We start from the raw sequence: 25,750 nt of genomic DNA, 5'->3' as shown, positions 1-25,750 counted from the left end.
CATTCATGACCGCCATCCGTCGTACTGAGCGCAGAGCGTGCTCGGGAGTGTGGTGATCCGAATGCCTCACCGCTACGAGCTTCGGAACTAGCCTGGCAGTGCTCTCGGAAGGTTGGGGACGTCGGCTGGTATCCGGTTGGTAAGGAGGTCGAAAACGTGCGGAATCAGGGGTCAGAACTGATTGACCCACTGGTTGCTTGGCTGCGATGACCCTGTAGCTCGCCATCCGAGTCGCGCAGCTCGACATCAACCCTACGAGCCAGGTCTGATAAAAATCTTGGTCCCAATGGCCATATGGGCCCAAGTGACGCGCGCGCGATAATCACGAGCATGACTAATTTGATGCAGAATCAGATACGCGTGACGAGTCAAAGTGGTCATAGCGAGAAAAATCCAGATGGCGAGTCGACTCTCTGATGGCAATTCGCCCCCAAAGAGCACTATGCTCGTGCCTTCGTATGGCCGGTAACGTGTCAAGGCGAACTCGCCAACACAACCTTCCGAAACAATTTATCTGCCGACTCGCATCAATATTCGTGGCTACGGCCGTCGTCCACTCAGGAAAAGGACATCCAGATGAGCATGATCACATGGGTAAAAAAAGAGAACAAACCCAACGCGGTGATTTTCGTACACGGGCTAAAAGGAGGACAAGAAACCTGGTCTTTTGACGATAACGTCTCATTTCCAAGTCTTTTAGCGGCCGACCCACAGCTCATCGACCGTTACGATATCGGTTGTTTCAATTATTTCACCACATTCACCTCATCGTACGGTGTTACCAAAAGTCTATTTGCGCGTCTGTTTAGCTCAAGAAAGAGTATCAGAACAAATCTTCCGATCACTGAAATCGCTCAACTGCTACGTACAGAATTTGAAGTCAATCTCGGTGATTACGAGAAAGTCATGGTCATAGCACACAGCATGGGCGGCCTGGTATCTAAAGCATGCATCCTTGGCCAGCTGGAGGAAACCCAATCAACGGCTGTTAAGGGCTTCATTTCTCTGGCAGTCCCCCACACGGGGGCGAAAATCGCAAACATGGCGTCCTTTATATCCTCGAACGTCCAACTTAGTGACCTGAATGTTTTGAGTGACGCGGTCTACCAATTCAGCCGCGATTGGATTAATACGTCCACCCCACCCCCTACGAAATACATCTACGGTGCCCATGATAAATTTGTTGACAAAAAAAGCGCACTAGCAATTGAAAGTCTGAAAAAAGACTCTAGAGCGGTGGATGAAGATCACACCAGCATCTGCAAACCTAAAAGTAAAGAAGAAACAGTTTACAAGGCGGTAGTCAAGTATATCCTGGAATTTGAAGCGGCATACAAAGCTCCACTCGCGGTGCAGGACTTCAAAGACAACAATCAATATGATGATCATTTTTTTGTTCTTAAGATGGTTATAGCAGACGTTCATGAGGGCATTACAGGCAACGCAAAGGGATACTTCTTCAACGCGGAAGAAGCCAGAAAACTGTTTACCAGCGACCATGACAAAAAGCTGCTAAGCGTACTATACGGAAAAGTAAGAGAAATTTATCGTCAAGAACACGAACACCACATTGCGAATAAGACTACTCCAGATCAGTTTGTGCAAAGAGTTCATGCCAAAATAATGAGCGAAGATGGTTCATACCTGAAAACTTTGTTGGCTGAGCTAGATGGTGTTCACAAAAAAGGCATGATCCACCAACTTGCCAACAAAGAGGATATTGATGTTGTATGGTCAGCGAATACGTGCCTTGAGGATGTACTGGCGAAAAAAGGACCCTCACAATGAACCAAACACTACCATATCTACTGTTAGACGATGACTTTTCGCTTAATTATTCCTTACTTGCACTGATAATTTATAAACTGGGAATATCCTCCAAAAAAAATGCAGTGCTAGACTTCGAAAAAATTCAAGTATTTATATATCTTACAAAAAACCCATCAAAGATAAACGAAATACTGCGATTGGCAGGTAAAAAATTTGCACCCATCAACTCTCAGTACACCTACACAATTGAGAGTTTATCAACAAACGTGGACATACTCTTTGACCGATCGAAGCTTAAAGCTCTAATCAAAGAATTAGCGGCACGTGGAATGTTAGCATGCGATGACAAAACAGATCCGAATTCAATTAAGTACTTACTGAGCCCGACAGGAAGTTCTTTTGTAGAAAGCTTGATTAGCCCAACCCTCCACGATGCAGTAGCGCACTCGCAATCGACCTCAGCCAGTCAAAATAGCCAAAACTACTTCTCTTCAGTTCAAGAGTTGATAGACAGCCTCTCAGCTTTGCAAACGCAAACAACTAGCAAACTTTATTCATTTCTCAATGAAGCTTTCAAAAGGAATTGAAATTGAAATCTCACATTAGCATTAGCGGCTTGAATCTTGTCGGCTATCGGAAAATATATTCAATACCATTTTTTCCAGGTGTAAATATTATCTATGGCGATTCAGATACAGGCAAGTCGAGTATTTTGGAGTTTATAAACTATTTACTCGGCGCCAGCAGCATCGAACTCTCGGATGAAGTTAAGGCGTCCATTGAATATGCCGCTCTAGAGCTGGAAATAAATGGTGCCTCTCTCACTATAAAGCGCAACATTTATGATCCTAAAGAATACATAGAAGTCTATCCATGTGTATTTGAACAATGTGCAGATTTCTTTCCAAAAAAATATTCACCTAATTTCACAGACACACAATCTCCTGATGGCTTTTTTTCCGATTTCTTGCTGGATAGCTTAGGCTTCCCGAAAGTGAAAATTAAAGTTTCACCGTCAAAAGCAGATTCTGAAGTAAAACGGCTCAGCTTTCGAAATCTATTTAAATATGTGTACGTCAACCAAGACGATGTCGGAAGCAAGAGCTTCTTAGATTTGAATAACTGGATAAAATCCACTACCAATCGTGAAGTCATTAAATACATTTTCAATGTGCTGGACTCAAGCATAGCAGAGCTAGAAGTCCAAATTGCAGAACACACTCGCGAAAGCAAGAAACTCCTCAACAAATATACATCCGTTTCTGAGTTTTTGAGAGAGACGGGTTACGACAGTCAAACCTCCATTGATGATTCGATTACAACAATAGACAAAATAATAGATACATTAGAAACTGAATTTACAAAAATCAATAAATCTATGGTCGCCAGCTCTCAAAACCATACTGAACTTAAAGCTATTTTCAACGAACTATCACTGAATGAAAAACATGCAACGCAAGAAATTATCAAAACGAGAGCACAAATAGAAAAATACTCACGTTTGAAAAATGACTATGAAAATGACATTGAGAAAATAAATGGCATTATTCATGCGCAAACTAGAATTGGACAAACCACATCGCACGCTAACCCTTGTCCTGTCTGCGACGCGCCCATCGAGCCAACGCACGCAACGAATAGCTTTCAACCAGTTAACAGAGACACCTTGTCAGATGAGCTGAACTCCATTCAGAAGAAGAAGAAAAGCATACAGTCGCTCATTGATGAACTATCTTCTAAATCGCGAAATTTGTCTAAAGACCATGCAGCATATAATTCGGACCTGTCGCGCGCCAGAGAAATGTTAGACACCGAAAGTCAGGCAATGATCACGCCATATCTCACGCAACGAGATACTCTAGTTAAGGAAATAGCATCCAACAAAAAAGCTCGTGACTTCCTAGTTAATAACATCCGCGTTAGAAATCAACAGCAAAAAATCCATGATGCTTACGAAAACTTAAACCTCATAATTAAGCAACTAAACGAGCGCCTAGCTGAACTTCGGGAGACAGCACCCAGTGTTGCAGAGGTATTAGAGACGCTCGGAGATTACCTGAGCAAATACCTCAAGAAAGTAAACATTAAAAGACAAGAAGGGATCAGCATCAGCCCCAAAAGCTTCGCGCCTATTATCCGAGATCGCGACTACCTGAACATAACTTCGGGAGGACTTAGAACAATATCCTCCGTTGGCTTTATGATTTCTCTCCTAGAGTATGCGGTTGATTCAGAAATAAACCATCCTAGATTATTGATGATCGACACCGTAGGAAAGTATCTGGGAAAAACGACGAAAGAGAAATATCAGGATCAAACTAACGTACAGGAGGATACTCGCGAAGGTATTTCCGACCCCTTGAAATATCAAAACATCTATGAGTATCTGCTCAGTGTGGCGACCAGAGCCGAAGAAAAAGACGTCCCATGCCAGATTATTTTGGTAGACAACGACGTTCCTGATACTTTTATCAATCGGTATAAGGCTTATATCGTTGCTCACTACAGTTCCACTGGCGAAAACGGGTTGAGCGTGGGGCTGATAGACGATATTGAACAATAAAACACATATAACTTAAGGATGAAGGGGCGGATTTGTTACCCAATGATAATATCTTCTCCCCTTTTTCCATCCCACCAGAGTTGACTTCCCTCGTCGGCGATGGCCAAGTACCTCCTAATTTATTGGGCAGACGACTTGAGGCAGTTAAATTTTACCGACTTCTTATTGCCGATCTTTGCCGATCCAATCGAAACACGCGGCTCACATAGATGTTCACAACCGTCTGATTGCATGGGAACAACTCGCCAAGCAAGTGCGACTAACAACCCATTCTATGTCTCTAAGTCTTAAGTCAGTTTACAACGTAAATGAAGCCGAGCACCGCTAGGATTGGCAGAGTCGAAACGCTGAACTGATGCTTTTTCTAGAAAAATGAAACTCTGGTATCCACAACATGGATCTTAATCCATGCCATTTGATACTAGCGCACATGCTTTCAATGTCTCGACCATCACATGACCATCCTCTACCATTTCTAGTGCGCTAATGACTTCCTGAACGGTGAGTTTGGTTTCAATTTCAACTTCCACGTCCGGAAAAGTAGGATCTGGGACTATCGTGATTTTCTTCAGCGAAGTGGCTTCAGGCAACGCTAGAAAGTTCAGTACATCTTCGCGGCATTCAGCACGAAAGGAATACGTGCTTATGTGGTTAACATTCACATTTTGTTTAATCATCATTTCACCATTTAGTTGATAATATTTACGGGAGAAGCTAGCGAGCCATCTCTAGGTAGTCGAGCCAAAACCATCCCCGTTCCAGCACCCTCGGGCGCAAGCGCTTTCCGCTCAACTCGCTGACCGTAGGTCAACGTGTCAGGCTCGGTTTGATGCGCCAGGTTTTGTGGTGAGGCTCCGAGACCCTCCATCCGTGCCTTCACACCGTGCGACGTCTCCACCAGGGATAAGCGGTCATAAGGACAACAGGTAGCCCGGAAGCAATGGACTGAGCTACTGCTCCTGATGCTTAAGATGGTGGTGTGGCAGGACGATCAAGCCTAGAGCACTCCCAATCAAAAACCCTTTTCTAAGGTTTCCAAAGGCAGATCAAGAGCGTCAGAGCCTTATGGAATTTGACACTGAAATGGGCTCTGTCTGGAAAATGACCGCCGAATAAATCGTGTCACGTACCAGGGTCGGCGACGCCTCGTTGCTCATCATGATCGCCAGGATCACGACTTCCACCAGCACCGCCGACAAAGTCAGGATCATGGTGCCGTAGGGATCGCCCACTTTTTCCGCGAGCAATTCCGCGTGATGGGCCACACGCATGGAGGCCGAGACGATAAAACCAATCAGCACCAACCCGCCCATCAGCGCAACGACCTGCCCGCTGCCCAGCAGCCAATGTTCAAGTGGATAGGCGGCAAATGCAGCGAGCAGCGCCAGCAATAGCAGTTTTTCTTGCTTGATCAACGAGAGCATCGCGAGCCTATAACCATGGACGGGTCATGAGCTACTAGACTGTGACGGACCGGGAACGTTTCGTCCGAATGTGGCGTAGCCGTTGTCTGAGGATGATTGCCGGGACGAGGCGGTAGTGGATCAGCCGGTCAGGTTTTACTCAGACATCGGCGCCCGCCCCTGTAGAATACCGCCATCGATTCGCTGATGAGAAAAGAACATGTACGACTGGCTGAACGCCTTGCCCAAGGCCGAACTGCATCTGCACCTGGAAGGTTCGCTGGAGCCCGAACTGCTGTTCGCCCTGGCTGAACGCAACAAGATCGCCCTGCCGTGGAATGACGTGGACACCCTGCGCCAGGCCTACGCCTTCAACAATCTGCAGGAATTTCTCGACCTGTATTACCAGGGTGCCGATGTGCTGCGCACTTCCCAGGATTTTTATGACCTGACCTGGGCTTACTTGCTGCGCTGCAAGGCGCAGAACATCATCCACACCGAGCCGTTCTTCGATCCGCAGACCCACACCGATCGCGGGATTCCATTCGAAGTGGTGCTCAACGGCATCGCCGCCGCGCTCAAGGACGGTGAGCAGCAACTGGGCATCACCAGCGGCCTGATCCTGAGTTTCCTGCGTCACCTGAGCGAAGAACAAGCCGAAAAAACCCTCGACCAGGCGCTGCCGTTCCGCGACGCATTCGTCGCCGTCGGCCTGGACAGTTCCGAAATGGGCCACCCCCCGAGCAAGTTCCAGCGCGTGTTCGACCGCGCTCGCAACGAAGGCTTTCTGACCGTCGCCCACGCGGGCGAGGAAGGCCCGCCCGAGTACATCTGGGAAGCCCTCGACCTGCTGAAGATCCAACGCATCGACCACGGCGTGCGCGCCATCGAGGATGAGCGATTGATGCAACGGATCATTGACGAGCAGATCCCGCTGACGGTGTGCCCGCTGTCCAACACCAAGCTGTGCGTGTTCGACGACATGTCGCAGCACAACATCCTCGACATGCTGGAACGCGGCGTGAAGGTCACGGTGAACTCCGATGATCCTGCTTATTTCGGCGGCTACGTCACCGAGAACTTCCACGCACTGCACACACATCTGGGCATGACCCAGGACCAGGCCAAGCGGCTGGCACAAAACAGCCTGGATGCGCGACTGGTAAAACCTTAAGCCCGGTGTTACCCCCGTGTGGGAGCGAGCTTGCTCGCGATGGCGGTCTACCAGTCGACATCAATGGTGAATGTCAGACCGCTATCGCGAGCAAGCTCGCTCCCACAATGGATCGTGTTCAATCAGCGACTGCGCCTTCGCTCAACTCCTCCAGCGTCTTGCCCCGCGTCTCCATTCCAAACAGCCAGACCACGCCCGCCGCCACGGCAAAGCACAAGGCGCCCAGGGCGAACACGCCACCCTGGCCGGTGATGGGAAAAACCAGCCCGGTGACCAGAGGCCCCAACAGCGAACCGATGCGACCGACCGCCGAGGCAAAGCCCGATCCCGTGGCCCGCGCCGAGGTGGGATACAACTCAGGCGTATAGGTGTAGAGCACTGCCCACATGCCAAACAGGAAAAACTGCATCAGCAGCCCGGTGCCGACCAGCAGGCCAACATTGCCGCCAAATACCGCGCTCTGGCCATACAGAAACGCCATGCCTCCACCGCCGAGCAAAGTGATGACGCATACCGGCTTGCGCCCCCAGCGCTCCACCAGCCAGGCCGCCATCAGGAAACCGGGAATCCCGCCCAGGGAAATCAGCACGGTGTAGTAGACCGACTGCGTCACCGCGAACCCGGATTGCTGCAGCAATGCACTGAGCCAGGACGTCAAGCCATAGAACCCAAGCAACGCAAAGAACCAGACGCTCCAGATCATCACCGTGCGTTGGCGATATAGAGGAGACCAGATCTGCGCCAGGGCGGAAAAGAAATTGCCCGGTTGGGTCGCCAGCCTCGGCAGGCGTACGGGCTCGGGCAGATCTCGACGCCCCAGCGAGGCCCGGACCTTCTCTTCGATCCGTTGGAGCACGGCATCCGCTTCATCGCCTCGACCGGCCTGTTCAAGCCAACGCGGCGACTCTGGAATGAAGAAGCGAATCACCAGGACGAAGACGGCCGGCACGGCCAGCACCAGGAAGATGTCACGCCAGCCGATCACCGGGAGCAAGAAGTAAGACAGCACACCCGCGGCCACGAAACCCAAGGGCCAGAAGCCGTCCATCAAGGCAATGTAGCGCCCGCGACGCTTTGCCGGGATCAGCTCCGAAAGCATGGATTGGGCAATCGGGAACTCCATGCCCATGCCGATGCCCAGCAGTATGCGAAACAGTATCAGTGCTTCGATGTCCTGGGCGGTGGAGCAGAGATAACTGGCAAGTCCCCACAACACGATGCTCCACTGGAACACCGGCTTGCGGCCGAAACGATCGGCCAGCATGCCTGACAGCGACGCCCCCAGCACCATGCCGAAGAAACTGGAACTGGCCAGCAACCCGGCCTGGGCGGTGCTCAAGCCGAACTCGGTTTTGATCGAGCCCAGCAGGAACGTCATCATGGCCAGGTCCATGGAGTCAAAGAAAAACGCCAGGGCAATGATGATGAAAATGAGCCGGTGATAGCCGCTGATGGGCAGCCGCTCCAGGCGCTCTGCCGCACTGTAGACGTGAGTGTCCATTTGCCTTCCCCCAATCCGATAGATCCCCGGACCGAGTGTGCGCGAACCACGCTGGCGACGATTGCTGATTGCGACCTGTCTTAGCTCTAGAGCGCCATTTCCAAGTCTTCCTGCCTGGCGAAACGATGAATTTCCTGCTGACCTAGAGCCGTCACCTGCAAAGCCCTGGAATCATTAGGCAAGCTCAGCCAGCCCGACTGCATGAAAAGTTGCAGCAATCCGGCCCCCAAGGCTCCCCCCAAGTGCGGGCGACGCTCACTCCAGTCGGGGCAGGCGCACGCGATGCGAGCGTTGCGATGGGCCAGCGCCTGGATGAACAAGCCGCGCCCGGCGAACTCATTGGAGCCCTTGTGGGTAACGATCACGCGCTGCTCGCATTGCTCGAGCCAACCGGAATCCAACAGTCGCTGATACAAGTCCGCCGCCAACAGGCCACCCAGATGGTCATCGCAAAGCCTTGCCCGCATCAGCGAGGCGGGGGCCGTCGGCGCTTTGGTCGGCATGAGACCGCGTTTGAGAACCTCTGGAACCTGACGCGGTGTACTTGCCAGGGTTGCGCTCGCCAAGGCCTCGACGGCAGCACCGATCTCGGGGGCCGCCAGGCGGAAAAACCGTTTGCGGCCCCGGGTCTCGACCTTCAACAGCCCACCGGAGCACAGCCGCCCCAGATGGGCATTGGCCGAGGATGGCGACAATCCGGCCAGCAATGCCAACTCATCAGCCTGTCGGGCCGTACCGTCCATTAATGCCCACATCATTGCGCTGCGCTTGGGGTCAGCCAGCAGCGTGGCGATCTGGCTGATGCAAGGTGCATGTTCCATGTATTCACTCCCTGTTGAATCATTCGTCTACCGCTCTGGGGCATAGTGACTCCGGACCTCAAGTACTGCCCGAACGAACGGCATGCCCGCTTGTGCCGCAGCCATGTATCAGCGCAGTCGGCAGGATCCAAGACCGTTGAAACCGCACCGATACGTGCGGCCGCTAGTATAAGCGTGCGGCGCACGGTTTCCTGTCCTCCGGAAACCTTTGGAGGCGATAGTTCCTGAGGGAAAAATCTCTATTTGCCAGCGACTATTGCCCGGCACCATTCCTTGAGTGAAAACAGCAGCCTTGATTATCAAAAAATCATTGAAAGAGCCTGTTGTTCCAGGCGCTTTTATCAAGGCCATTAATCGCTAAACATGGGCGCCATCGAATTCAATCACGGAGCCGCCCCATGAAAGCCATCGCGTATTACCAATCGTTGTCCATCACCGATCCAATATCGCTGCAGGACATCGACCTGCCCGCCCCCATCGCCGGCCCTCGGGATTTGCTGGTGGAAGTCAAAGCCATTTCCGTCAACCCCGTCGACACCAAGGTCCGCCAGAACGTACAACCCGAAGGCGGAGCCGCCAAGGTGCTGGGCTGGGACGTGGCCGGTGTGGTCACGGCCGTGGGCAGCGAAGTCACCTTGTTCAAGGCAGGTGACAGGGTGTTTTACGCAGGCTCGATCGCCCGGGCAGGCGGCAACAGCGAATTGCATGTGGTGGATGAGCGCATCGTGGGCCACATGCCAAAGACCCTCGGTTTCGCCGAAGCGGCCGCGCTGCCGTTGACCGCCATCACCGCTTGGGAATTGCTCTTCGATCGCCTGCAAGTCAAGCAAGGCCATAGCAACCAGGACCAGAGCCTCCTGATCGTCGGCGCCGCCGGTGGCGTGGGTTCGATCCTGACGCAACTGGCCAGCCAGCTCACCGGCTTGAAAGTCATCGGCACCGCCTCCCGGCCGCAGACGCAGGAATGGGTGCGCGGCCTCGGTGCCGACCTGGTGATCGACCACAGTCAGCCACTGAGCGAGGCCCTCAAGAAAGCGGGACAGCCCCAAGTGACCCATGTGGCCAGCCTGACCCAGACCGACCAGCATCTGGATCAACTGGTCGAGGCCCTGGCGCCGCAAGGCAAACTGGCGCTGATCGATGATCCGCAGTCGCTGGACGTGACCAAGCTCAAGCGCAAGAGCCTGTCGTTACATTGGGAGTTCATGTACACCCGTTCCCTCTTCGAGACGGCTGACATGCTTGAACAGCACAAATTGCTCAATCGAGTGGCCGAACTGATCGACGCAGGCACGCTGAAGACAACGGTTGGCGAGCACTTCGGCACCATCAATGCCACCAACCTGCGCCGGGCTCACGCCTTGCTTGAAAGTGGAAAGGCCAAGGGCAAGATCGTGCTCGAAGGGTTCTGATCAACCTGGCTTGTCGACCGTGGCGAGGGATTTGCTCCCTCGTCACAAAAAAACTGCACCGTCAGTCCGACAATTGACCGTTGTCACAATTGCGCTTGCATTCCGGTCTACACTCGAGGCCTTTGCAACGCAGTCTTTTACGTGAGGAGGTCAGCAATGAAGATCCTGATAAAAGAAGTGGCAAAATCGCAATGGCAAGTGCGCCTTGACCAGCACGTCGTGACTTTTCGCACCGAGGCCGAAGCCCAGGCTTTCGCCACCACCCTGCAAGCGCGTATTCACGCACCGCATCATTTCCCCGAATATCAGCAGCGCGCGGCTGGATGAATCATTCCTGCCGACCCGCCTGAGCAAGCGCCCGGGCGTTTTGCAGACGGCGGGTCAGCATCGCGGCGCTCACCACCAATAACCCACACAGGCTGATGACGATTGCCATCGGCACCGCCGTGCCGTCATGCAATGCCGCCACCAGCGCGGCGGCCCCCGCGGCGACGGAAAACTGCAGGCAACCCAACATGGCCGAAGCACTCCCCGCCCGGGCGCCCTGCCCGTTCATGGCGCAGGCCGAGGCATTGGGAATGATGCAACCCAGGCTGGCGATGCAGATGAACAACGGAATCAACAACGGCCACAAGCGCTCCGGCTGCAAGGCGCTGACCGCCAACAGACCGAGCCCGGCAAGCCAATACACCCATACCGCACGAGCCAGCAGGAATGCCGGGCCGCGTTTGGACAGCAACCGGGCATTGACCTGCGCTACCAATATGAAGCCCGCCGCGTTCGTGCCGAACAGCCAGCCGAAATGCTCGGCGGGGACGCCGTAGAGCTTGATGAAGACGAACGGTGAACCCGCGATGTAGGCGAACATCCCGGCGATCGCGATGCCTCCCGTCAGGGCATGACCGAGGAAGACCGAGTCTGTCAGAAGACGCCCGTATTGGCGCAACGCGCCGGATAACGGTTGGCGGGGCACGTGGTCAGGCAGGCTTTCAGGCAACCACAAGGCAACCGCGGTCGCCGCCAGCGCGCTGAATAACGTCAGGCCCACGAATATCGACTGCCATCCGTACAGGTTCACCAGCAAGCCGCCCAGCATCGGTGCGAGGATTGGCGCCAGCCCCATCACCAACATCAATTGCGAGAACACCTTGGCCGAACCCACTGCGTCGCATTTGTCGCTGACCACCGCCCGGGAGATCACCATTCCGGCACAACCGCCCAGGGCCTGGACGAAGCGGGCGCCGATCAGCCATTCGAGGCTCGGCGCATAGGCGCAGGCCAGGGACGCCACGGTAAACAAGCCGACCCCCGTCAGCAGCGGGATGCGCCGTCCGAAGCGATCCGCCACCGGCCCGTAGGCCAATTGTCCGAGGGACAGCCCTAGAAAATAGGCCGCCAAGGTCAACTGGATATGTTTTTCGTCGGTGCCGAAGGCCGTGGCCATTGCCGGGAAGGCGGGCAAATAGAAATCGATCGCCAAGGGACCGAAAGCGCTCAAGGCGCCAAGAATCAGAATGGTACGAAGGTTCATCGGGCGTCCAGTTCAAGCGTCAGTCGGCAGCCCGACAGTCTAGCCGGGCTGCGCGCGCTTGAACATTCCGATAGGTCGCTAACGATTAAAAACTTCAGGCAGGACTGACCTCGTACCCCTCTTCCCTGATAGCCTCGATCAGGGTATCGGCCGGCACCGCACTTTCGACCTTGACGGTCTTGCTGCCGAGATCGATTTCTACCTCCGCTTTCGAATCTTTGGCGTGGAGCGCCTGGGTGATGGCTTTGACGCAATGTCCGCAAGACATCCCTTGAACCTTGAAAATCTGCATGAAATGACTCCTTGGGATTGGGTTGCCCACAGTCTCAAGCTTGCCATCATGGCAAGGTCAAGTTTTGCCAAAAACTGCCGGGCTGGCAATCGGCGCCGAGCTCGGCCAAGCTGCACTTATTGAAGATCTCACACCGGAGGTTCAGCCATGCGCTGGTCAGCGTTCAGCCTGTTTTGCATGCTCGGTCTTTCAGCAATGGCCCCCCAGGCATCGGCTGCCGGAGAAGATTACGGCGTGCTGATCATTTCCCGCGAGCGCCTGGAAGTGGCGACGTCCTGCGAAATCGGCATCTATATCCAGGACCAACTCACCGCCCGGCTGTTCCAGGAGGCCAGCACGTCTTTCAATCTGCCGCCGGGTCGGTTCTCCTTGCGACTCAAGTTGTTGCCAGGCCAGGCGCCGGGTTGTAATCCAGGCATGCTCGCCCCCGGGTCGCAGGAGATTACGCTCAAGGCCGGCGACATTCTGAAATACCGCATCGCCATGAATGAACAAGGCATGTATCTCAAGCAGGCCGGGCTCGGTTACTGATTTTCTGATTGCCCCTGTGGGAGCGAGCTTGCTCGCGATAGCAATAGATCAGGCGACAGATTTGTTGACGGGTACACCGCTATCGCGAGCAAGCTCGCTCCCACATGATTGTTTCTGATTTCTCGATGGCGCTTGACCTTGCCAACATGGCAAGGTTGATCCTGTGGACATCCACTACAGGGAGCGTGACCCATGTCCGAATCCACTACCTTCGATCTGCCGATCTCCGGCATGACCTGCGCCAGCTGTGCCGGGCGGGTCGAGCGAGCCTTGAGCAAAGTCGCCGGCGCCAGTGCCGTCAGTGTCAACCTGGCGACCGAGCAGGCGCGAATCCAGGCCCCGGCGGACAGCTTGCCGGCGCTGATGCGAGCCGTCGAACAGGCCGGCTACAGCGTCCCTGTCCACACCCTGGAATTGAGCATCGAAGGCATGACGTGCGCGTCCTGCGTCGGGCGCATCGAACGAGCGTTGGGTAAAGTCGTCGGAGTGAACCGGGTCAGCGTCAACCTCGCCAACGAGCGGGCGCACCTCGAACTGCTCGGCCAGGTTGATCCGCAAACGCTCATCGATGCGGTCAAGCGCGCCGGTTACGACGCCAGCGTGTGGCAGGCCGAGACGCCTCAAAAAAACCAAACCGATCACCTGCGCCGCGAACGCCTGGCCTTGCTGATGGCGATCCTGCTGTCCGTCCCGTTGGTGTTGCCGATGCTGTTACAGCCGTTCGGCGTCCACTGGATGCTGCCGGCCTGGGTGCAATTCGCGCTGGCGACGCCAGTGCAATTCATTTTCGGAGCGCGTTTTTACATCGCAGCTTTCAAAGCGGTACGCGCCGGAGCCGGGAACATGGACCTGCTGGTCGCCCTGGGGACCAGCGCAGGTTACGGCCTGAGTCTCTACGAATGGGCGATTGCCCAGCCCGGCAGCATGCCGCATTTGTATTTCGAAGCCTCAGCCGTAGTGATCGCCCTGGTATTGCTCGGCAAATATTTGGAAAGCCGCGCCAAACGACAAACCGCCAGCGCCATTCGCGCCCTCGAAGCCTTGCGGCCGGAGCGGGCAATCCAAGTGATTGAAGGCGAAGAACGGGACGTGGCCATCAGCGCCCTGCGCTTGGATGACCTGGTGTTGGTCAAGCCCGGCGAACGTTTCCCGGTGGACGGTGAGGTGATCGAAGGCCAGAGCCATGCCGACGAGGCGCTGATCAGCGGCGAAAGCCTGCCCGTGCCCAAGCAGCCCGGCGATAAAATCACCGGCGGCGCGATCAACGGTGAGGGCCGCTTGCTGGTGCGCACCCAGGCCCTGGGCGCCGAGACGGTCCTGGCGCGCATCATCCGGCTCGTGGAAGACGCCCAGGCAGCCAAGGCACCTATCCAGAAACTGGTGGATAAAATCAGCCAAGTGTTCGTGCCGGTCGTATTGATCCTGGCCCTCGCCACGTTGATCGGCTGGTGGCTGTACGGGGCACCGCTGGAAACCGCGCTGATCAATGCCGTCGCCGTGCTGGTGATTGCCTGCCCATGCGCCCTGGGCCTGGCGACACCGACGGCGATCATGGCCGGTACCGGCGTGGCCGCCCGCCATGGAATTCTGATCAAGGATGCCGAGGCGCTGGAACGCGCTCATGAAGTCAGCACGGTGGTCTTTGACAAGACCGGGACCCTGACGTCCGGCACGCCGCGCATCGCTCACCTGGCCGCCCTTGATGGAAACGAAGACACCCTGCTGAGCCTGGCCGGCGCCTTGCAACGCGGCAGCGAGCATCCCTTGGCCAAAGCGGTGCTGGACGCCTGCAGCGAGCGTGGCTTGACCGTACCGGACATCAGCGAAAGCCAGTCTCTCACCGGGCGCGGCATTGCCGGCAGCCTCGACGGACGTCGCCTGGCCTTGGGCAATCAACGCCTGCTGGAGGAGCTGGGCCTGACTTCCGGTTCGCTGGGGGAATCGGCCCAAGCCTGGGAAGCCGAAGGTCGAACCCTTTCCTGGCTGATCGAACAAGGTGCCGCCCCACGGGTCCTGGGCCTGTTCGCCTTCGGCGATACCCTGAAGCCCGGCGCCAGCGCCGCCGTGCAAGCGTTGAATCAACGCGATATCACAAGCCACTTGCTCACCGGGGACAACCGCGGCAGTGCCCAGGTGGTCGCGCAAGCGCTGGGGATCGCCAATGTCCACGCGCAAGTGTTGCCGGCTGATAAGGCCGCCATTGTTCAAGCATTGAAAAAGAACGCGGTGGTGGCCATGGTCGGCGACGGCATCAATGACGCCCCCGCGCTGGCCGCCGCCGACATCGGCATTGCCATGGGCGGCGGCACGGACGTGGCGATGCACGCCGCCGGCATCACCCTGATGCGCGGTGATCCGCGCCTGGTTCCAGCGGCATTGGACATCAGCCGCAAGACCTACGCCAAGATCCGCCAGAATCTGTTCTGGGCCTTCGTCTACAACCTGATCGGCATCCCGCTGGCAGCCTTCGGCTGGCTCAATCCGGTACTGGCCGGCGCAGCGATGGCGCTGTCCAGCGTCAGCGTGGTGAGCAATGCATTATTGTTGAAGTTCTGGACACCCAAGCACTTGGAGGACAAGCGATGAACATCGGCCAAGCGGCCCGCCAGAGCGGCCTTAGCGCGAAGATGATCCGGTATTACGAATCCATCGGTCTGCTCAGGGCAGCCCATCGCACCGACAGCGGCTACCGGATCTACGGCACGGACGATCTGCACACGCTGGCCTTCATCAAGCGCTCCCGCGACCTGGGGTTTTCACTGGAAGAGGTCAGTAAATTGCTGACGCTCTGGCAGGACCGCGAACGCGCCAGCGCCGACGTCAAGGCGCTCGCTCGGCAACATATCGACGAGCTGAATCAGAAAATCCGCGAGCTGGCGGAACTGCGCGATACCCTCCAGGACCTGGTGGAACATTGCCAGGGCGATCATCGTCCCGACTGCCCGATTCTCAAGGAGTTGGCGTCGGGAAGCTGCTAGCACTCATGCCCTGTGGGAACGAGCCTGCTCGCGAAGACGGCGGCCCATTCGACACAGATACAAGCTGGCCCACCGCTATCGCGAGCAAGCTCGCTCCCACAGGGTTGAGCTTCCCCACAGGCTGAATCCAGCCATGAAAAACCCGGCCTAGGCCGGGTTTCTGGGTCGAACCGATCATTGCATCCAAGGCGGAGGCGGCTCCTCGGTCTTGCCTGGCGGCGCATCGTCGGCGGCGCGTACAGCTTGGCGTCGTTCTTCGTCCAGCCGCGCAGCCTCGATCTCGCGCATGATCCCGCCAACATCCGCCAGCTCTTCCGGCTCGTCGAACTCACCGGTCAAAAGACTGCCTGGGTGCAAGGTGCCGGCTTCATACAACGCCCACATCTCCTTGGCGTAACGGGTGCGTTTCAGCTCCGGCGCAAACCGACCGAAGTAGGACGCCATGTTGCCAACATCCCGCTCCAGCATGCTGAAGGCGTGGTTGTTACCGGCAGCGTCCACCGCTTGCGGCAAATCGATGATGACCGGGCCCGTCGGTGTGAGCAGGACATTGAACTCCGACAGGTCGCCATGCACCAGACCGGTACACAGCATCAAGACGATCTGTGAAATCAGATAGGCGTGGTACTCACGAGCCTGATCCGGCTCAAGAACCACATCGTTCAGGCGCGGCGCGGCATCGCCGTATTCGTCGGCCACCAGTTCCATCAGCAGCACGCCTTCCAGGAAGTCGTACGGCTTGGGCACTCGAACACCAGCGCCAGCCAGCCGAAACAGCGCAGCGACTTCAGCGTTCTGCCAGGCGTCTTCGGTTTCCTTGCGCCCGAACTTCGAGCCTTTCGCCATCGCGCGGGCCTGGCGGCTGTTCCGGACCTTGCGGCCTTCCTGGTATTCGGCCGCCTGGCGAAAACTTCGCTTGTTCGCCTCCTTGTAGACCTTGGCGCAACGCAGCTCGTTGCCGCAGCGCACCACATAAACAGCTGCTTCTTTACCACTCATGAGTGGGCGCAGCACCTCGTCGACCAGACCGTCTTCGATCAGGGGTTCAATGCGTTTTGGAGTCTTCATCAGCTTTTATTCTGGGTCCTTTATTACCAAACACGCGAATGACAGGTCGTTATACGGCAATCCACCCTTCACGGGGAGGGGGTCCGACCTATGAACCCTGAATGCACACAATGTGCCGGATCAGCTCAGTGGAGCCAAATCATAACCGAGACTGGATGTGACGCTGCTCGTAGAACCGGCGGGCCTCGGCGAAGCGAGCAGGCCCCCGGTCAGGGCTTGAACAACTCGCCCGGGGTGAAACCGAACAGGCCCTTGAATGCCGCGATAAAGGCGGACGTCGAATCATAGCCACAGGACAACGCCGCGCTGGTCACACTGTCGCCCTTTTCCAGTGACCCCAGGGAAGACAGCAGCCGCATACGCTGGCGCCAGGCGCGAAAACTCAGGCCGGTTTCCCGCTGGAACAGACGCATCACGGTTTTCTCCGAAGTGCCCAAGCGGGCAGCCCAGGCGTGTAGCGTCACGTTGTCTTCGGGCTGTGCGATCAACTCGTTGCACAGCGCGAGCAAGCGTGCGTGTCGGGGCAGCGGAAGGGAAAAACCCACCTCCGGCAACGCTGCCAGTTGATCCAGCAGTACCTGGACCAGGCGCGCCTCCTCGGAATCACCCTGTGGATAGGTGGCGGGAAATTGGCAGAAGACCTTGATCAACTCTCGCGCCAGCGGGGTCACTTCCAGCACCCGACAACGCGCCTCGGCCCACTGGCAAGCCTGGCGATGCACGTAAAGACTGCGCATTTCCGCGCGGGTAGACGTCACGACCTGATGCTCAAGATCGGCAGGAATCCAGATGCCCCGTTGCGGCGGCGCAAAGAAACTGCCCTCGGCGGTGTGGACGCCCAGCACACCGCTGATGGCATAGGAGAATTGCACCCAATCGTGGCGATGAGCCTGGGTCCACGAACCCGCGTTCAGGCTTTCGACCCGGGCATAGAGTGGCCGGGGCAATTCCGTCAGGTCGGGAATGCGTCGCTCGAGTTGCAGGTGTCCGTTAGTCGGCATTGATTGGCCTTATATCGCAAGACGACTGTGTTGAGCGACGTTAGGCTAAGTCAACTTTTCTTACAACTTGCGGTGCCCTATGCAGATTTTCAGACACCTCAAACGCATGGTGACCGACTGGTTCCTGTGCGGCATGTTGCTCGCCACGCTGTTGGCGTATTTCTTCCCCCGCTTCGGCGCCACGGGTGGCGCAATGCATGCGGAATGGGTCGTGAACATCGGCATCTTCGTGGTGTTTTTCCTCCATGGCGTCAACCTGTCCGGCGAACAGATCCGCCACGGCTTGAGGAACACGCGGCTGCACCTGACGGTGCAAGGTTTTACCTTTGGGGTGTTTCCGTTGATTTGGCTGATCAGCGAAGGGTTGCTGGGCAGCCACGTACCGTCGTTGTTGATGCTGGGTTTTTTTTACCTGTGCGCCCTGCCTTCGACCATTTCTTCATCGGTAGCCCTGACCGGCAGCGCGGGCGGCAACGTGCCGGCAGCGATTCTCAACGCCAGCTTGTCCAGTGTGCTGGGGATTTTCCTGACACCGCTGCTGGTCAGTTTCGTGGTGGGCAGCGGCGCCGGCGGCATCGACCTGGGCTCGACACTGCTCGACCTGTGCCTGATGTTGCTGCTGCCACTGGTGCTCGGGCAGTTTCTGCGGCGCTGGCTGGCCGGCTTTTTCGCCCGGTACAAGCGCTACACCAACGTCATCGACAAACTGGTCATCCTGCTGCTGGTCTATGCGGCGTTCTGCAACTCCATGGTCTCGGGGATATGGCAGCAACAAGGCAATGGCGTATTGTTCAGCGCCGTGCTCGGCAGCGCGGTGTTACTGGCGATCATTCTCTGGATGACCACCCGCACCGCTCGTGCGTTGCGGTTCAGCAACGCCGATGAAATTGCCGCGGTGTTCTGCGCAAGCAAGAAATCCCTGGCTGCGGGGGTGCCGATGGCGGCGTTGATTTTCGGCAACAATCCCGGGCTCGGGCTGATCCTGCTGCCGATCATGATCTACCACCCACTGCAACTGATCGTCTGTTCGATCCTTGCCGAACGCTACGTCAGCCGCCAGCGCGCCCAGGTTGCTCGACAAAACGAGGCAATCGTCAGCGCTCGATAATGACGGTGACGCCCTGGCCGGCGGCGGCGCAGATGGATACCAGCCCCCGGCCTTTCCCCGCCGCATCCAGCAATTTGGCCAGGTTGGCGACAATGCGCCCGCCGGTGGCGGCAAATGGATGCCCGGCGGCCAGCGAACTGCCCTTCACATTCAACCGGCTGCAGTCGATGGCGCCCAGCGGCGCATCAAGGCCCAGGCGAGTCTTGCAGTAGTCGGGGTCCTCCCACGCCTTCAACGTGCACAACACTTGGGCGGCGAACGCTTCGTGGATCTCGTAATAATCGAAGTCCTGCAATGTCAGGCCGTTGCGCGCCAACAACCGCGGCACGGCGTAGACCGGCGCCATCAGCAAACCTTCGGCACCGTTGACGAAATCCACCGCTGCGGTTTCACCGTCACGCAGGTAAGCCAGGATCGGCAGCCCGCGAGCCTTGGCCCATTCTTCACTGCCTAACAGCACCAGCGACGCGCCATCGGTCAGCGGCGTGGAGTTGCCTGCGGTCATCGTCCCCTTGGCGCTTTTCTCGAAGGCTGGCTTTAGGGAGGCGAGCTTTTCCAGGGTCAGGTCCGGACGCAGATTGTTATCGCGGGTCAGGCCGAGAAACGGCGTCATCAAATCGTTATGCCAGCCCTCGGCGTAGGAAGCGGCCATTTTCTGATGACTTTCCAAGGCCAATTGATCCTGTTCTTCCCTGGGAATCTGCCAGGTCTGCGCCATCAATTCACAGTGTTGGCCCATGTTCAGGCCCGTGCGCGGTTCGTTGATGCGCGGCAGATCGGGGATCAGGTGCCGAGGGCGCAATTGCAGGAACGTCTTGATCTTGTCGCCGGTGGTCCTGGCCCGATTGGCTTGCAGCAGGATCTTGCGCAGCCCTTCGTTGACCGCGATAGGCGCGTCGGAGGTGGTGTCGACGCCGCCGGCGATGGCGCTGTCGATTTGCCCCAGGGCGATTTTATTGGCCACCAGCAGCACGGTTTCCAGACCCGTGCCGCAGGCCTGTTGTACGTCATACGCCGGCGTGCTTGGCGACAAGCGCGAGCCCAGCACGCATTCACGCGTCAGGTTCATGTCCCGGGAAAACTTGAGCACCGCACCAGCGGCCATTTCGCCGATGTGTGCACCGTGCAGGTTGTAGCGCTCGATCAATCCTTCAAGCGCGGCCGTCAGCATCGCCTGGTTGCTGGCGGTGGCATAAGGCCCGTTGGAGCGGGCGAAAGGAATGCGGTTACCACCGATGATCGCAACGCGGCGTAGCTGTGCCATGAAGAACTCCCCTGTATGCGCGAAAGATGCGAAATAAGCCTGCCGTAACGTACCCCAGCCACAAGCTTAGGCTTTATCCCGGCGATCGAACGACTGATTGCCAAACATGGTCCACACTTGGAACCTCATCAGCCGGAGTGTGTTCCATGTCAGACCGTTACATAGACTTTGCCAATTCGCCCATTGGCCTGCGTCTGGTTGGCGCTCTGGGCTTGCCATCGCCGGTGCGCCTGGAGCGCTGGCAAGCCGGGCGGTTGCGGCCAATCGAGGGTGCCCTGCTTCTGGGCGGTGGACCGCTGACCGAACAGGTCGGCACGTTTGCCAAGCGCCTGACCGATGCGATCTTCATCTACGGCGGCGAACCGACGCTGGCGACCGAATGGATTCCCGGCCATGGCCCGAAAATCAAGGCAGTGGTGTACGACGCCAGCCATCTGGTGCAGGTTGATCAACTCAAGCAGTTGCGCGAATTTTTCCAGCCACTGATGAAAAACCTCGACCACAGCGCCCATGTCGTCATTCTCGGCCGTGCCCCGGAAAGCTTCGATGATCCCTTCGCCGCCAGTGCCCAACGCGCCCTGGAAGGCTTCAGCCGTTCCCTGGCCAAGGAACTTCGCCACGGTGGCACGCTGCAGTTGCTGTACGTCGGTGAGGGCGCCGAAACGCAGCTGGAGGGGGCACTGCGGTTTTTCCTGTCGCCCAAGAGCGCCTACGTTTCCGGACAGGTGATTCGCCTCAAGGCCTGTGAGACCCAGGTCCAGGATTGGACGCGACCGCTCACCGGGCTCAAGGCACTGGTGACCGGCGCCGCACGCGGCATCGGCGCTTCGATTGCCGAAACCCTCGCCCGGGACGGCGCCGACGTGATCCTGCTGGACGTTCCACAGGCCAAGGCCGACCTGGACGCGCTGGCCGCACGCTTGAGCGGGCGCAGCGTGACGCTGGATATCTGTGCCGAAGACGCCGCTGCGCAATTGATCGAACACCTGCCCGAGGGTGTCGATATCGTGGTGCATAACGCGGGCATCACCCGGGACAAGACCTTGGCCAACATGACTCCGGAATTCTGGGACGCCGTGCTGGCGGTCAACCTCAACGCACCACAAGTGCTGACCAAGGCGCTGCTCGACAGCGGCACCCTGCGGGACAATGGCCGCGTTATCTTGCTGGCCTCCATCAGCGGCATCGCCGGCAATCGCGGGCAGACCAACTATGCCGCGAGCAAGGCCGGGCTGATCGGCCTCGCGCAGGCCTGGGCACCGGCCTTGCAGCCCCGGGGAATCAGCATCAATGCCGTGGCGCCAGGTTTCATTGAAACGCGCATGACCGCCGACATCCCCTTCGCCCTGCGCGAAGCCGGGCGGCGCATGAGTTCGCTGGGCCAGGGCGGCTTGCCCCAGGACGTCGCCGAAGCCGTGGCCTGGCTTGCGCAACCGGGTACGGGCGCCGTGACCGGGCAGGCGCTGCGGGTCTGCGGGCAAAGCCTGTTGGGGGCGTGAGCATGACGATCCAATGGCATGAGATAAACACTGCGCCGTCGATGTCCGGGCTGTACGCCAAGGCCGCGACACGCCGCAAGATAACCGGCGCGACCTTGCCCGACATCGGGCTGCGCCAGATGATCCAGGTCGACCCGCAACGCCTCGCGGCGTATCGCAAGGTCTGTGGCTTCGCCGAAAGCGGGTTGCTGCCACCGACCTATCCCCATGTCCTGGCGTTCGCCCTGCAAATGCAGTTGCTGACCGCCCGGGAGTTCCCGTTCCCCTTGCTGGGACTGGTTCACCTGAGCAACCGCATCCGTGTGCTGCGGCCCATGGGCGGAGTCAGCCAAGTGCAAGCCAGCGTCAACGTCGAGAACCTGCAACCTCACGCCAAGGGTGCGGTGTTCGATCTGGTGACCCGTATCGAGGATCAGTTGGGACCGCTGTGGGAAGCCGAGAGCCAGATGCTGTGCAAGGGTGTCCAGCTCGATGGTGCGCTCGTCGAGGAGCCGCCGTCGTCGCCCCTCGATCTGACCGAAGTGGCGCGTTGGACAGCGCCCGCGGACATTGGCCGGCAATACGCCAAGGTTTCCGGCGACTACAACCCGATCCACCTGAGCGGCGCCAGCGCCCGATTGTTCGGTTTTCCCACCGCCATCGCCCATGGGCTGTGGAACAAGGCCCGGGCCCTGGCGGCGCTGGATGACCATTTGCCCGAGGCCAACATCGAAATCAACGTAACCTTCAAGAAACCGGTACGCCTGCCCAGCGAGGTGACGTTGCTGGCAAGTGCGGCGGGGTCCAGTGGGCATTTTCGACTGGATGGGGCTGGAGCGCTGGAGCATATGCAGGGAAGTTGGCAGCCGGTTGCCTGAGAGAGTTGCACCCATCCTGTGGGAGCGAGCTTGCTCGCGATGGCGGCGGCACATTCAACACATGTGCAAACCGATCCTTCGCCATCGCGAGCTCGCTCCCACACGGCTCCTTCGTTCAGCGGGGAGGATAATTGGACAGGATCCGCCCCACCGTCTCACGCACCTTCGTGCTGCGTTCCGCCGGGTTGGGCGAATCGCTGAGCAGTTGCTCGTCGCTGCCACGCCACACCAGCTTGCCGTCCTTGCCATCGAGCAGGTCGATCTGCACCGTGGCGACCTTGTAGCTGACGTTGCGGGTCTCGTTGTACATCGGCCCGCCCCAATAGCCATTCCACGGGCCACCCCAACCGCCGCCATAGTTTGTCGTCACTTGCTGCTGGCGGTCTTCGACGATCAGATAGGCCTGGACCTGCATGTCACCCCGAGCCCCCGCCTGCGCCGGTCGCAAGCCACGCTGGTCAAGCTGATCGGCGACCGCCTGGCGGATCCGCTGCTCGGTCAGGTCGCTCTTGATACGCGGGTCATCGGGGCGATATTGCAGGGCCGGTTCTTTCCAGCTCCAACTGCGGTAGGCCGCGAAATCCCGACTGGTGTCGAAGTCATGGTTGACCTGGTTATTGGCGCAAGCGCCGAGCAGCAGGACAAGGGCAAACGGAACAAGACGGCGGAACATGGTTTTTCTCCGTTGCGTGATCAACTGGGAGGATAAGCCGACATGGCCTTTTCCACTGCCTCACGAATGGCATCGGTGCGCTCGCTCTGATGGCCCCGCTGACTGGTCTCGGCACTGGCGCTCCACACCGGCTGGCCGTTGCGGGCGTCGAACAGATCCACTCGAACCACCACCACTTGCTCCTGGTAAGTCCGTACCACCGGAACGCTGTTGTACATCCCGTAACCCGGTCCGTAGCGGTTGTAGCCGCCGTAGTATCCCGAGTCGTAATCGTCCCGGACCTGGCGGATGCGAGTCTCCAGGCGCAGTTCGGCAGTGACGAAGAGGTCCGCGGCGCGGTTGTCATGCAGTGGACGCAACCCACGCTGGTCCAAGGCCTCGCTCACCGCTTCGGCGACCTGGGCCGAATCCGCCCAGGCGGTGCCCGGTGGCAGCCGGCCGTTGAGCCAGGCCCAACTGCGATAGCGTCCATAGTCACGGGGCGGCGCCGGGTAGGCGCTGCGATCGAACACCGTGGCGGCTTCGGGCGGTGCCGGCGGCAACGGATTGGACGTGGCGACGTACGGGTTGCTGCCCTGGCAGGCTGCGAGCCCGAGGCATAACGCCAATAATCCTGAACGACCTTTCATTTCGCTCTCCGATGGCTCTTCAGGTCAGAGCGGCCGACACACCCAGTGTAGATAACGTCCCAAACCGGCAAAGGCCGGATGGCGACGGTGGGCCAGTTCCATTTCCAACAGCTGCGCAAGTTCTACGCGGCCTTGGAATTCCACTGGCATGTAGTCGTGAAAAACCCGCACGCCACTCTGGCTTTCGACCTGCCACAGGTCTTCAAGTTGCGCCGCCAATTCCCGCGGATCAAGGGGTTGTTGCGGCGTCAGGCTTTGTTTCTCGCCGGCCATGTCATTTTTGCGCAGCTTGCGGAAATGCCCTTTGAGCAGGTTGCGATAGACCAGCGCGTCGCGGTTGTAGAACGCCAGCGACAACCAGCCGCCAGGCTTCGTGAGCTGATGCAGCACCGGCAGGATCGCGTGGGGCTCGGCCAGCCATTCGAGCACCGCGTGGCACAGCACCAGGTCGTAAGGTTCGGTGAGCTGGCCAAGCAGATCCTGCCAAGGCGCCTGGATGAACGTTGCGTGCCGGCCGGCCTCGGCGAAGCGTTGACGGGCGCCTTCGAGCATGGGTTCGGCCGGCTCGGCCAAGGTGACCTGATGACCGCGCTCGGCCAGCCACAGCGACATATGGCCCAGGCCCGCACCGATGTCCAGTACGCGCAGCGGCCGCTCCGGCAGGCTTTCCAGCAAATCGGCCTGGAGCACGGCCAGGCGGATCGCCCCCTTGGCCCCGCCATAGATCTTTTCCGCGAAGCGCGTGGCGAGCTGATCGAAATGGCGGTCACTCATGGGCGAACCGCCGTTCACTGTCGGCTAATTTGCTGCGCACCACGGCGTCCATGTCCAGGCCCAACTCACTGCACAGCAGCAACAGGTACAACACGATGTCACCCACCTCTTGACCCGCGTGGGCCAGCTTATCCGCCGACAACTGCCGCGATTGGTCCTCGGTCAACCATTGGAAAATCTCGACCAGCTCGGCCATCTCCACGCTGGCGGCCATGGCGAGATTCTTCGGGCTGTGGAATTGCCGCCAGTCGTTACGGTCACGAATGGCATGCAGGCGTTCGGTCAGTTCAACAAGGTTCATCGGGCTCTCCTGAATGCGCATAGCTTCGGGGGGAAGACGGGGGAAGGCAAGCGTCTCGGTACGAAGCGGCGAATTGCCTCATAATCGAACGATCGCAGCCGTCGCAGCTCCTACAATCAGGAGCCAACGGCTCGATTTCGATTCCTCTTCATCAGGATGCACACATGCAGGCAGAAAGCTTTTTCGAATGGCTCGGCCAGGCGCTCGGTTCGGTGATCCGTTTCATCGTCGACCTGCTCAGCGGCCTGTTCAACACCTTGGCCAATGCGGGCGGCAATTTTGTCGACGGATTGTCCCGCACCCTGGGCATGGACACCTCGATCATCAGCATCGTCGCGCTGATCCTCGGGCTGATGCTGTTGTACTCGGCGATCCGCGCCTTCATGCGGGCGTCGATCGTCATGGGCATTATCTGGCTGGTGCTCGGGTTGTGGTTGTTGAGTTGGATCATTCACTAAAGTCTCCTTCGTCCCCTTTCCTGACACCCTGTGGCGAGGGAGCTTGCTCCCGCTGGGCCGGGCTGGCGCTCCAGCGCGCAGCGGCCCTGCTTTTGGGGGGGACTGCTGCGCAGTCCAGCGGGAGCAAGCTCCCTCGCCACAA

At 57.9% G+C, this 25,750-nt stretch carries 25 protein-coding genes and 1 pseudogene; 13 read left to right on the top strand and 13 right to left on the bottom strand.

The window, feature by feature from the left end; translation table 11 throughout:
- Nucleotides 1-576: 576 nt before the first annotated feature.
- Genes KSS97_RS04490 through KSS97_RS04480 form a run of 3 tightly spaced genes read left to right on the top strand, consistent with a single transcriptional unit; the run spans nucleotide 577 to nucleotide 4,333 of the window.
- A complete protein-coding gene (locus tag KSS97_RS04490; protein WP_217861174.1) occupies nucleotides 577-1,788 on the top strand; it encodes an ABC-three component system protein in 1,212 nt (403 codons plus the stop codon).
- Nucleotides 1,785-2,357: an ABC-three component system middle component 4 gene (locus tag KSS97_RS04485; RefSeq protein ID WP_217861173.1), complete on the top strand. Its 573-nt coding sequence runs from the start codon at nucleotides 1,785-1,787 to the stop codon at nucleotides 2,355-2,357. Before KSS97_RS04490 ends, KSS97_RS04485 begins: the two co-directional genes overlap by 4 nt.
- 2 nt (nucleotides 2,358-2,359) lie before the next feature.
- The gene (locus tag KSS97_RS04480; protein WP_217861172.1) at nucleotides 2,360-4,333 is read left to right on the top strand and encodes an AAA family ATPase; all 1,974 of its coding nucleotides are present in this window, start codon (nucleotides 2,360-2,362) and stop codon (nucleotides 4,331-4,333) included.
- A gap of 401 nt (nucleotides 4,334-4,734) precedes the next feature.
- On the opposite strand, the gene KSS97_RS04475 is transcribed toward KSS97_RS04480, so the two are convergent.
- Entirely contained in the window at nucleotides 4,735-5,010 is a 276-nt protein-coding gene (locus tag KSS97_RS04475) for a hypothetical protein (RefSeq protein ID WP_217861171.1), read from the bottom strand.
- A gap of 405 nt (nucleotides 5,011-5,415) precedes the next feature.
- Nucleotides 5,416-5,757: pseudogene (locus KSS97_RS04470) on the bottom strand (calcium:proton antiporter); the annotation flags it as partial.
- A 199-nt stretch (nucleotides 5,758-5,956) separates the two neighbouring features.
- Here KSS97_RS04470 and KSS97_RS04465 point away from each other — a divergent pair.
- The gene (locus tag KSS97_RS04465; RefSeq protein ID WP_217861170.1) at nucleotides 5,957-6,910 is read left to right on the top strand and encodes an adenosine deaminase; all 954 of its coding nucleotides are present in this window, start codon (nucleotides 5,957-5,959) and stop codon (nucleotides 6,908-6,910) included.
- Between the two features lie 118 nt (nucleotides 6,911-7,028).
- On the opposite strand, the gene KSS97_RS04460 is transcribed toward KSS97_RS04465, so the two are convergent.
- Together KSS97_RS04460 and KSS97_RS04455 are read right to left on the bottom strand one after the other, a co-directional pair.
- Nucleotides 7,029-8,411, bottom strand: a complete 1,383-nt coding sequence (locus tag KSS97_RS04460) for an MFS transporter (RefSeq protein WP_198797883.1) — start codon at nucleotides 8,409-8,411, stop codon at nucleotides 7,029-7,031.
- A gap of 86 nt (nucleotides 8,412-8,497) precedes the next feature.
- Nucleotides 8,498-9,232: an ArsR/SmtB family transcription factor gene (locus KSS97_RS04455; RefSeq protein WP_198797882.1), complete on the bottom strand. Its 735-nt coding sequence runs from the start codon at nucleotides 9,230-9,232 to the stop codon at nucleotides 8,498-8,500.
- A gap of 398 nt (nucleotides 9,233-9,630) precedes the next feature.
- Here KSS97_RS04455 and KSS97_RS04450 point away from each other — a divergent pair, with 398 nt between their 5' ends.
- A complete protein-coding gene (locus KSS97_RS04450) occupies nucleotides 9,631-10,644 on the top strand; it encodes a zinc-binding alcohol dehydrogenase family protein (RefSeq protein WP_217861169.1) in 1,014 nt (337 codons plus the stop codon).
- Between the two features lie 156 nt (nucleotides 10,645-10,800).
- A complete protein-coding gene (locus KSS97_RS04445) occupies nucleotides 10,801-10,971 on the top strand; it encodes a hypothetical protein (RefSeq protein WP_181287283.1) in 171 nt (56 codons plus the stop codon).
- Nucleotide 10,972: 1 nt separating this feature from the next.
- Here the strand turns inward: KSS97_RS04445 and KSS97_RS04440 are convergent, their stop codons facing one another.
- Nucleotides 10,973-12,175, bottom strand: a complete 1,203-nt coding sequence (locus KSS97_RS04440; RefSeq protein ID WP_030138054.1) for a multidrug effflux MFS transporter — start codon at nucleotides 12,173-12,175, stop codon at nucleotides 10,973-10,975.
- Between the two features lie 94 nt (nucleotides 12,176-12,269).
- Nucleotides 12,270-12,467, bottom strand: coding sequence for a heavy-metal-associated domain-containing protein (locus KSS97_RS04435; protein ID WP_030138053.1), 198 nt, complete (start codon nucleotides 12,465-12,467; stop codon nucleotides 12,270-12,272).
- A gap of 147 nt (nucleotides 12,468-12,614) precedes the next feature.
- Between KSS97_RS04435 and KSS97_RS04430 the strand changes: the two genes are divergently transcribed.
- The 3 genes from KSS97_RS04430 (at nucleotide 12,615) to cueR (ending at nucleotide 15,976) form a co-directional block, all read left to right on the top strand.
- Nucleotides 12,615-12,998, top strand: coding sequence for a hypothetical protein (locus KSS97_RS04430; RefSeq protein WP_030138052.1), 384 nt, complete (start codon nucleotides 12,615-12,617; stop codon nucleotides 12,996-12,998).
- Nucleotides 12,999-13,190: 192 nt separating this feature from the next.
- Nucleotides 13,191-15,584: a heavy metal translocating P-type ATPase gene (locus KSS97_RS04425; RefSeq protein ID WP_217861168.1), complete on the top strand. Its 2,394-nt coding sequence runs from the start codon at nucleotides 13,191-13,193 to the stop codon at nucleotides 15,582-15,584.
- Nucleotides 15,581-15,976: a Cu(I)-responsive transcriptional regulator gene (gene cueR / locus KSS97_RS04420; protein WP_217861167.1), complete on the top strand. Its 396-nt coding sequence runs from the start codon at nucleotides 15,581-15,583 to the stop codon at nucleotides 15,974-15,976. The genes KSS97_RS04425 and cueR overlap by 4 nt, the downstream gene beginning before the upstream one ends.
- A gap of 174 nt (nucleotides 15,977-16,150) precedes the next feature.
- Here the strand turns inward: cueR and KSS97_RS04415 are convergent, their stop codons facing one another.
- Together KSS97_RS04415 and KSS97_RS04410 are read right to left on the bottom strand one after the other, a co-directional pair.
- A complete protein-coding gene (locus KSS97_RS04415) occupies nucleotides 16,151-17,044 on the bottom strand; it encodes a PA4780 family RIO1-like protein kinase (RefSeq protein WP_030138049.1) in 894 nt (297 codons plus the stop codon).
- Nucleotides 17,045-17,253: 209 nt separating this feature from the next.
- Complete coding sequence (locus KSS97_RS04410; RefSeq protein WP_217861166.1) at nucleotides 17,254-18,045, bottom strand: AraC family transcriptional regulator; 792 nt, start codon at nucleotides 18,043-18,045, stop codon at nucleotides 17,254-17,256.
- A 79-nt stretch (nucleotides 18,046-18,124) separates the two neighbouring features.
- Between KSS97_RS04410 and KSS97_RS04405 the strand changes: the two genes are divergently transcribed.
- Complete coding sequence (locus tag KSS97_RS04405) at nucleotides 18,125-19,153, top strand: bile acid:sodium symporter family protein (protein WP_217861165.1); 1,029 nt, start codon at nucleotides 18,125-18,127, stop codon at nucleotides 19,151-19,153.
- Here the strand turns inward: KSS97_RS04405 and KSS97_RS04400 are convergent.
- On the bottom strand, nucleotides 19,140-20,417 hold the full coding sequence (locus KSS97_RS04400) for an acetyl-CoA C-acetyltransferase (RefSeq protein WP_217861164.1): 1,278 nt from the start codon (nucleotides 20,415-20,417) through the stop codon (nucleotides 19,140-19,142). The two genes, KSS97_RS04405 and KSS97_RS04400, sit on opposite strands and share 14 nt — an antisense overlap.
- Nucleotides 20,418-20,563: 146 nt before the next feature.
- Here KSS97_RS04400 and KSS97_RS04395 point away from each other — a divergent pair, with 146 nt between their 5' ends.
- Nucleotides 20,564-21,916 carry a 3-oxoacyl-ACP reductase gene (locus KSS97_RS04395; RefSeq protein WP_030138045.1) on the top strand — a complete coding sequence of 451 codons (1,353 nt, stop codon included), beginning with the start codon at nucleotides 20,564-20,566 and terminating at the stop codon, nucleotides 21,914-21,916.
- 2 nt (nucleotides 21,917-21,918) lie between these two features.
- Entirely contained in the window at nucleotides 21,919-22,773 is an 855-nt protein-coding gene (locus KSS97_RS04390; RefSeq protein WP_030138044.1) for a MaoC family dehydratase, read from the top strand.
- A 115-nt stretch (nucleotides 22,774-22,888) separates the two neighbouring features.
- Here KSS97_RS04390 and KSS97_RS04385 read toward each other — a convergent pair whose 3' ends face one another.
- The 4 genes from KSS97_RS04385 to KSS97_RS04370 are packed head-to-tail and all read right to left on the bottom strand — an operon-like array spanning nucleotide 22,889 to nucleotide 25,150.
- A complete protein-coding gene (locus tag KSS97_RS04385; RefSeq protein WP_030138043.1) occupies nucleotides 22,889-23,446 on the bottom strand; it encodes a DUF4136 domain-containing protein in 558 nt (185 codons plus the stop codon).
- Between the two features lie 20 nt (nucleotides 23,447-23,466).
- Nucleotides 23,467-24,075, bottom strand: a complete 609-nt coding sequence (locus KSS97_RS04380; RefSeq protein ID WP_198797875.1) for a DUF4136 domain-containing protein — start codon at nucleotides 24,073-24,075, stop codon at nucleotides 23,467-23,469.
- A gap of 24 nt (nucleotides 24,076-24,099) precedes the next feature.
- Nucleotides 24,100-24,849: a methyltransferase gene (locus tag KSS97_RS04375; protein ID WP_198797874.1), complete on the bottom strand. Its 750-nt coding sequence runs from the start codon at nucleotides 24,847-24,849 to the stop codon at nucleotides 24,100-24,102.
- Nucleotides 24,842-25,150, bottom strand: coding sequence for a MazG-like family protein (locus KSS97_RS04370; RefSeq protein ID WP_181287298.1), 309 nt, complete (start codon nucleotides 25,148-25,150; stop codon nucleotides 24,842-24,844). Before KSS97_RS04370 ends, KSS97_RS04375 begins: the two co-directional genes overlap by 8 nt.
- 164 nt (nucleotides 25,151-25,314) lie before the next feature.
- Between KSS97_RS04370 and KSS97_RS04365 the strand changes: the two genes are divergently transcribed.
- Complete coding sequence (locus KSS97_RS04365; protein WP_030138039.1) at nucleotides 25,315-25,608, top strand: hypothetical protein; 294 nt, start codon at nucleotides 25,315-25,317, stop codon at nucleotides 25,606-25,608.
- Nucleotides 25,609-25,750 lie beyond the last annotated feature (142 nt).

The sequence above is a fragment of the Pseudomonas alvandae genome (assembly GCF_019141525.1).
GTDB lineage: Bacteria > Pseudomonadota > Gammaproteobacteria > Pseudomonadales > Pseudomonadaceae > Aquipseudomonas > Aquipseudomonas alvandae.
The sequence above is the reverse complement of the archived record's forward strand: the minus strand, read 5'-3'. Positions and strand labels throughout refer to the sequence as shown.

What these genes read in the sequence shown, in the direction of transcription:
- KSS97_RS04395 (WP_030138045.1), top strand. Translation starts at nt 20,564, where the DNA reads ATGTCAGACCGTTACATAGACTTTGCCAATTCGCCCATTGGCCTGCGT.
- KSS97_RS04450 (WP_217861169.1), top strand. Translation starts at nt 9,631, where the DNA reads ATGAAAGCCATCGCGTATTACCAATCGTTGTCCATCACCGATCCAATA.
- KSS97_RS04380 (WP_198797875.1), bottom strand. Translation starts at nt 24,075, where the DNA reads ATGAAAGGTCGTTCAGGATTATTGGCGTTATGCCTCGGGCTCGCAGCC.
- KSS97_RS04375 (WP_198797874.1), bottom strand. Translation starts at nt 24,849, where the DNA reads ATGAGTGACCGCCATTTCGATCAGCTCGCCACGCGCTTCGCGGAAAAG.
- KSS97_RS04405 (WP_217861165.1), top strand. Translation starts at nt 18,125, where the DNA reads ATGCAGATTTTCAGACACCTCAAACGCATGGTGACCGACTGGTTCCTG.
- KSS97_RS04465 (WP_217861170.1), top strand. Translation starts at nt 5,957, where the DNA reads ATGTACGACTGGCTGAACGCCTTGCCCAAGGCCGAACTGCATCTGCAC.
- KSS97_RS04410 (WP_217861166.1), bottom strand. Translation starts at nt 18,045, where the DNA reads ATGCCGACTAACGGACACCTGCAACTCGAGCGACGCATTCCCGACCTG.
- KSS97_RS04390 (WP_030138044.1), top strand. Translation starts at nt 21,919, where the DNA reads ATGACGATCCAATGGCATGAGATAAACACTGCGCCGTCGATGTCCGGG.
- KSS97_RS04430 (WP_030138052.1), top strand. Translation starts at nt 12,615, where the DNA reads ATGCGCTGGTCAGCGTTCAGCCTGTTTTGCATGCTCGGTCTTTCAGCA.
- KSS97_RS04485 (WP_217861173.1), top strand. Translation starts at nt 1,785, where the DNA reads ATGAACCAAACACTACCATATCTACTGTTAGACGATGACTTTTCGCTT.
- KSS97_RS04365 (WP_030138039.1), top strand. Translation starts at nt 25,315, where the DNA reads ATGCAGGCAGAAAGCTTTTTCGAATGGCTCGGCCAGGCGCTCGGTTCG.
- KSS97_RS04445 (WP_181287283.1), top strand. Translation starts at nt 10,801, where the DNA reads ATGAAGATCCTGATAAAAGAAGTGGCAAAATCGCAATGGCAAGTGCGC.
- KSS97_RS04425 (WP_217861168.1), top strand. Translation starts at nt 13,191, where the DNA reads ATGTCCGAATCCACTACCTTCGATCTGCCGATCTCCGGCATGACCTGC.
- KSS97_RS04370 (WP_181287298.1), bottom strand. Translation starts at nt 25,150, where the DNA reads ATGAACCTTGTTGAACTGACCGAACGCCTGCATGCCATTCGTGACCGT.
- KSS97_RS04385 (WP_030138043.1), bottom strand. Translation starts at nt 23,446, where the DNA reads ATGTTCCGCCGTCTTGTTCCGTTTGCCCTTGTCCTGCTGCTCGGCGCT.
- cueR (WP_217861167.1), top strand. Translation starts at nt 15,581, where the DNA reads ATGAACATCGGCCAAGCGGCCCGCCAGAGCGGCCTTAGCGCGAAGATG.
- KSS97_RS04475 (WP_217861171.1), bottom strand. Translation starts at nt 5,010, where the DNA reads ATGATTAAACAAAATGTGAATGTTAACCACATAAGCACGTATTCCTTT.
- KSS97_RS04415 (WP_030138049.1), bottom strand. Translation starts at nt 17,044, where the DNA reads ATGAAGACTCCAAAACGCATTGAACCCCTGATCGAAGACGGTCTGGTC.
- KSS97_RS04460 (WP_198797883.1), bottom strand. Translation starts at nt 8,411, where the DNA reads ATGGACACTCACGTCTACAGTGCGGCAGAGCGCCTGGAGCGGCTGCCC.
- KSS97_RS04490 (WP_217861174.1), top strand. Translation starts at nt 577, where the DNA reads ATGAGCATGATCACATGGGTAAAAAAAGAGAACAAACCCAACGCGGTG.
- KSS97_RS04455 (WP_198797882.1), bottom strand. Translation starts at nt 9,232, where the DNA reads ATGGAACATGCACCTTGCATCAGCCAGATCGCCACGCTGCTGGCTGAC.
- KSS97_RS04440 (WP_030138054.1), bottom strand. Translation starts at nt 12,175, where the DNA reads ATGAACCTTCGTACCATTCTGATTCTTGGCGCCTTGAGCGCTTTCGGT.
- KSS97_RS04400 (WP_217861164.1), bottom strand. Translation starts at nt 20,417, where the DNA reads ATGGCACAGCTACGCCGCGTTGCGATCATCGGTGGTAACCGCATTCCT.
- KSS97_RS04435 (WP_030138053.1), bottom strand. Translation starts at nt 12,467, where the DNA reads ATGCAGATTTTCAAGGTTCAAGGGATGTCTTGCGGACATTGCGTCAAA.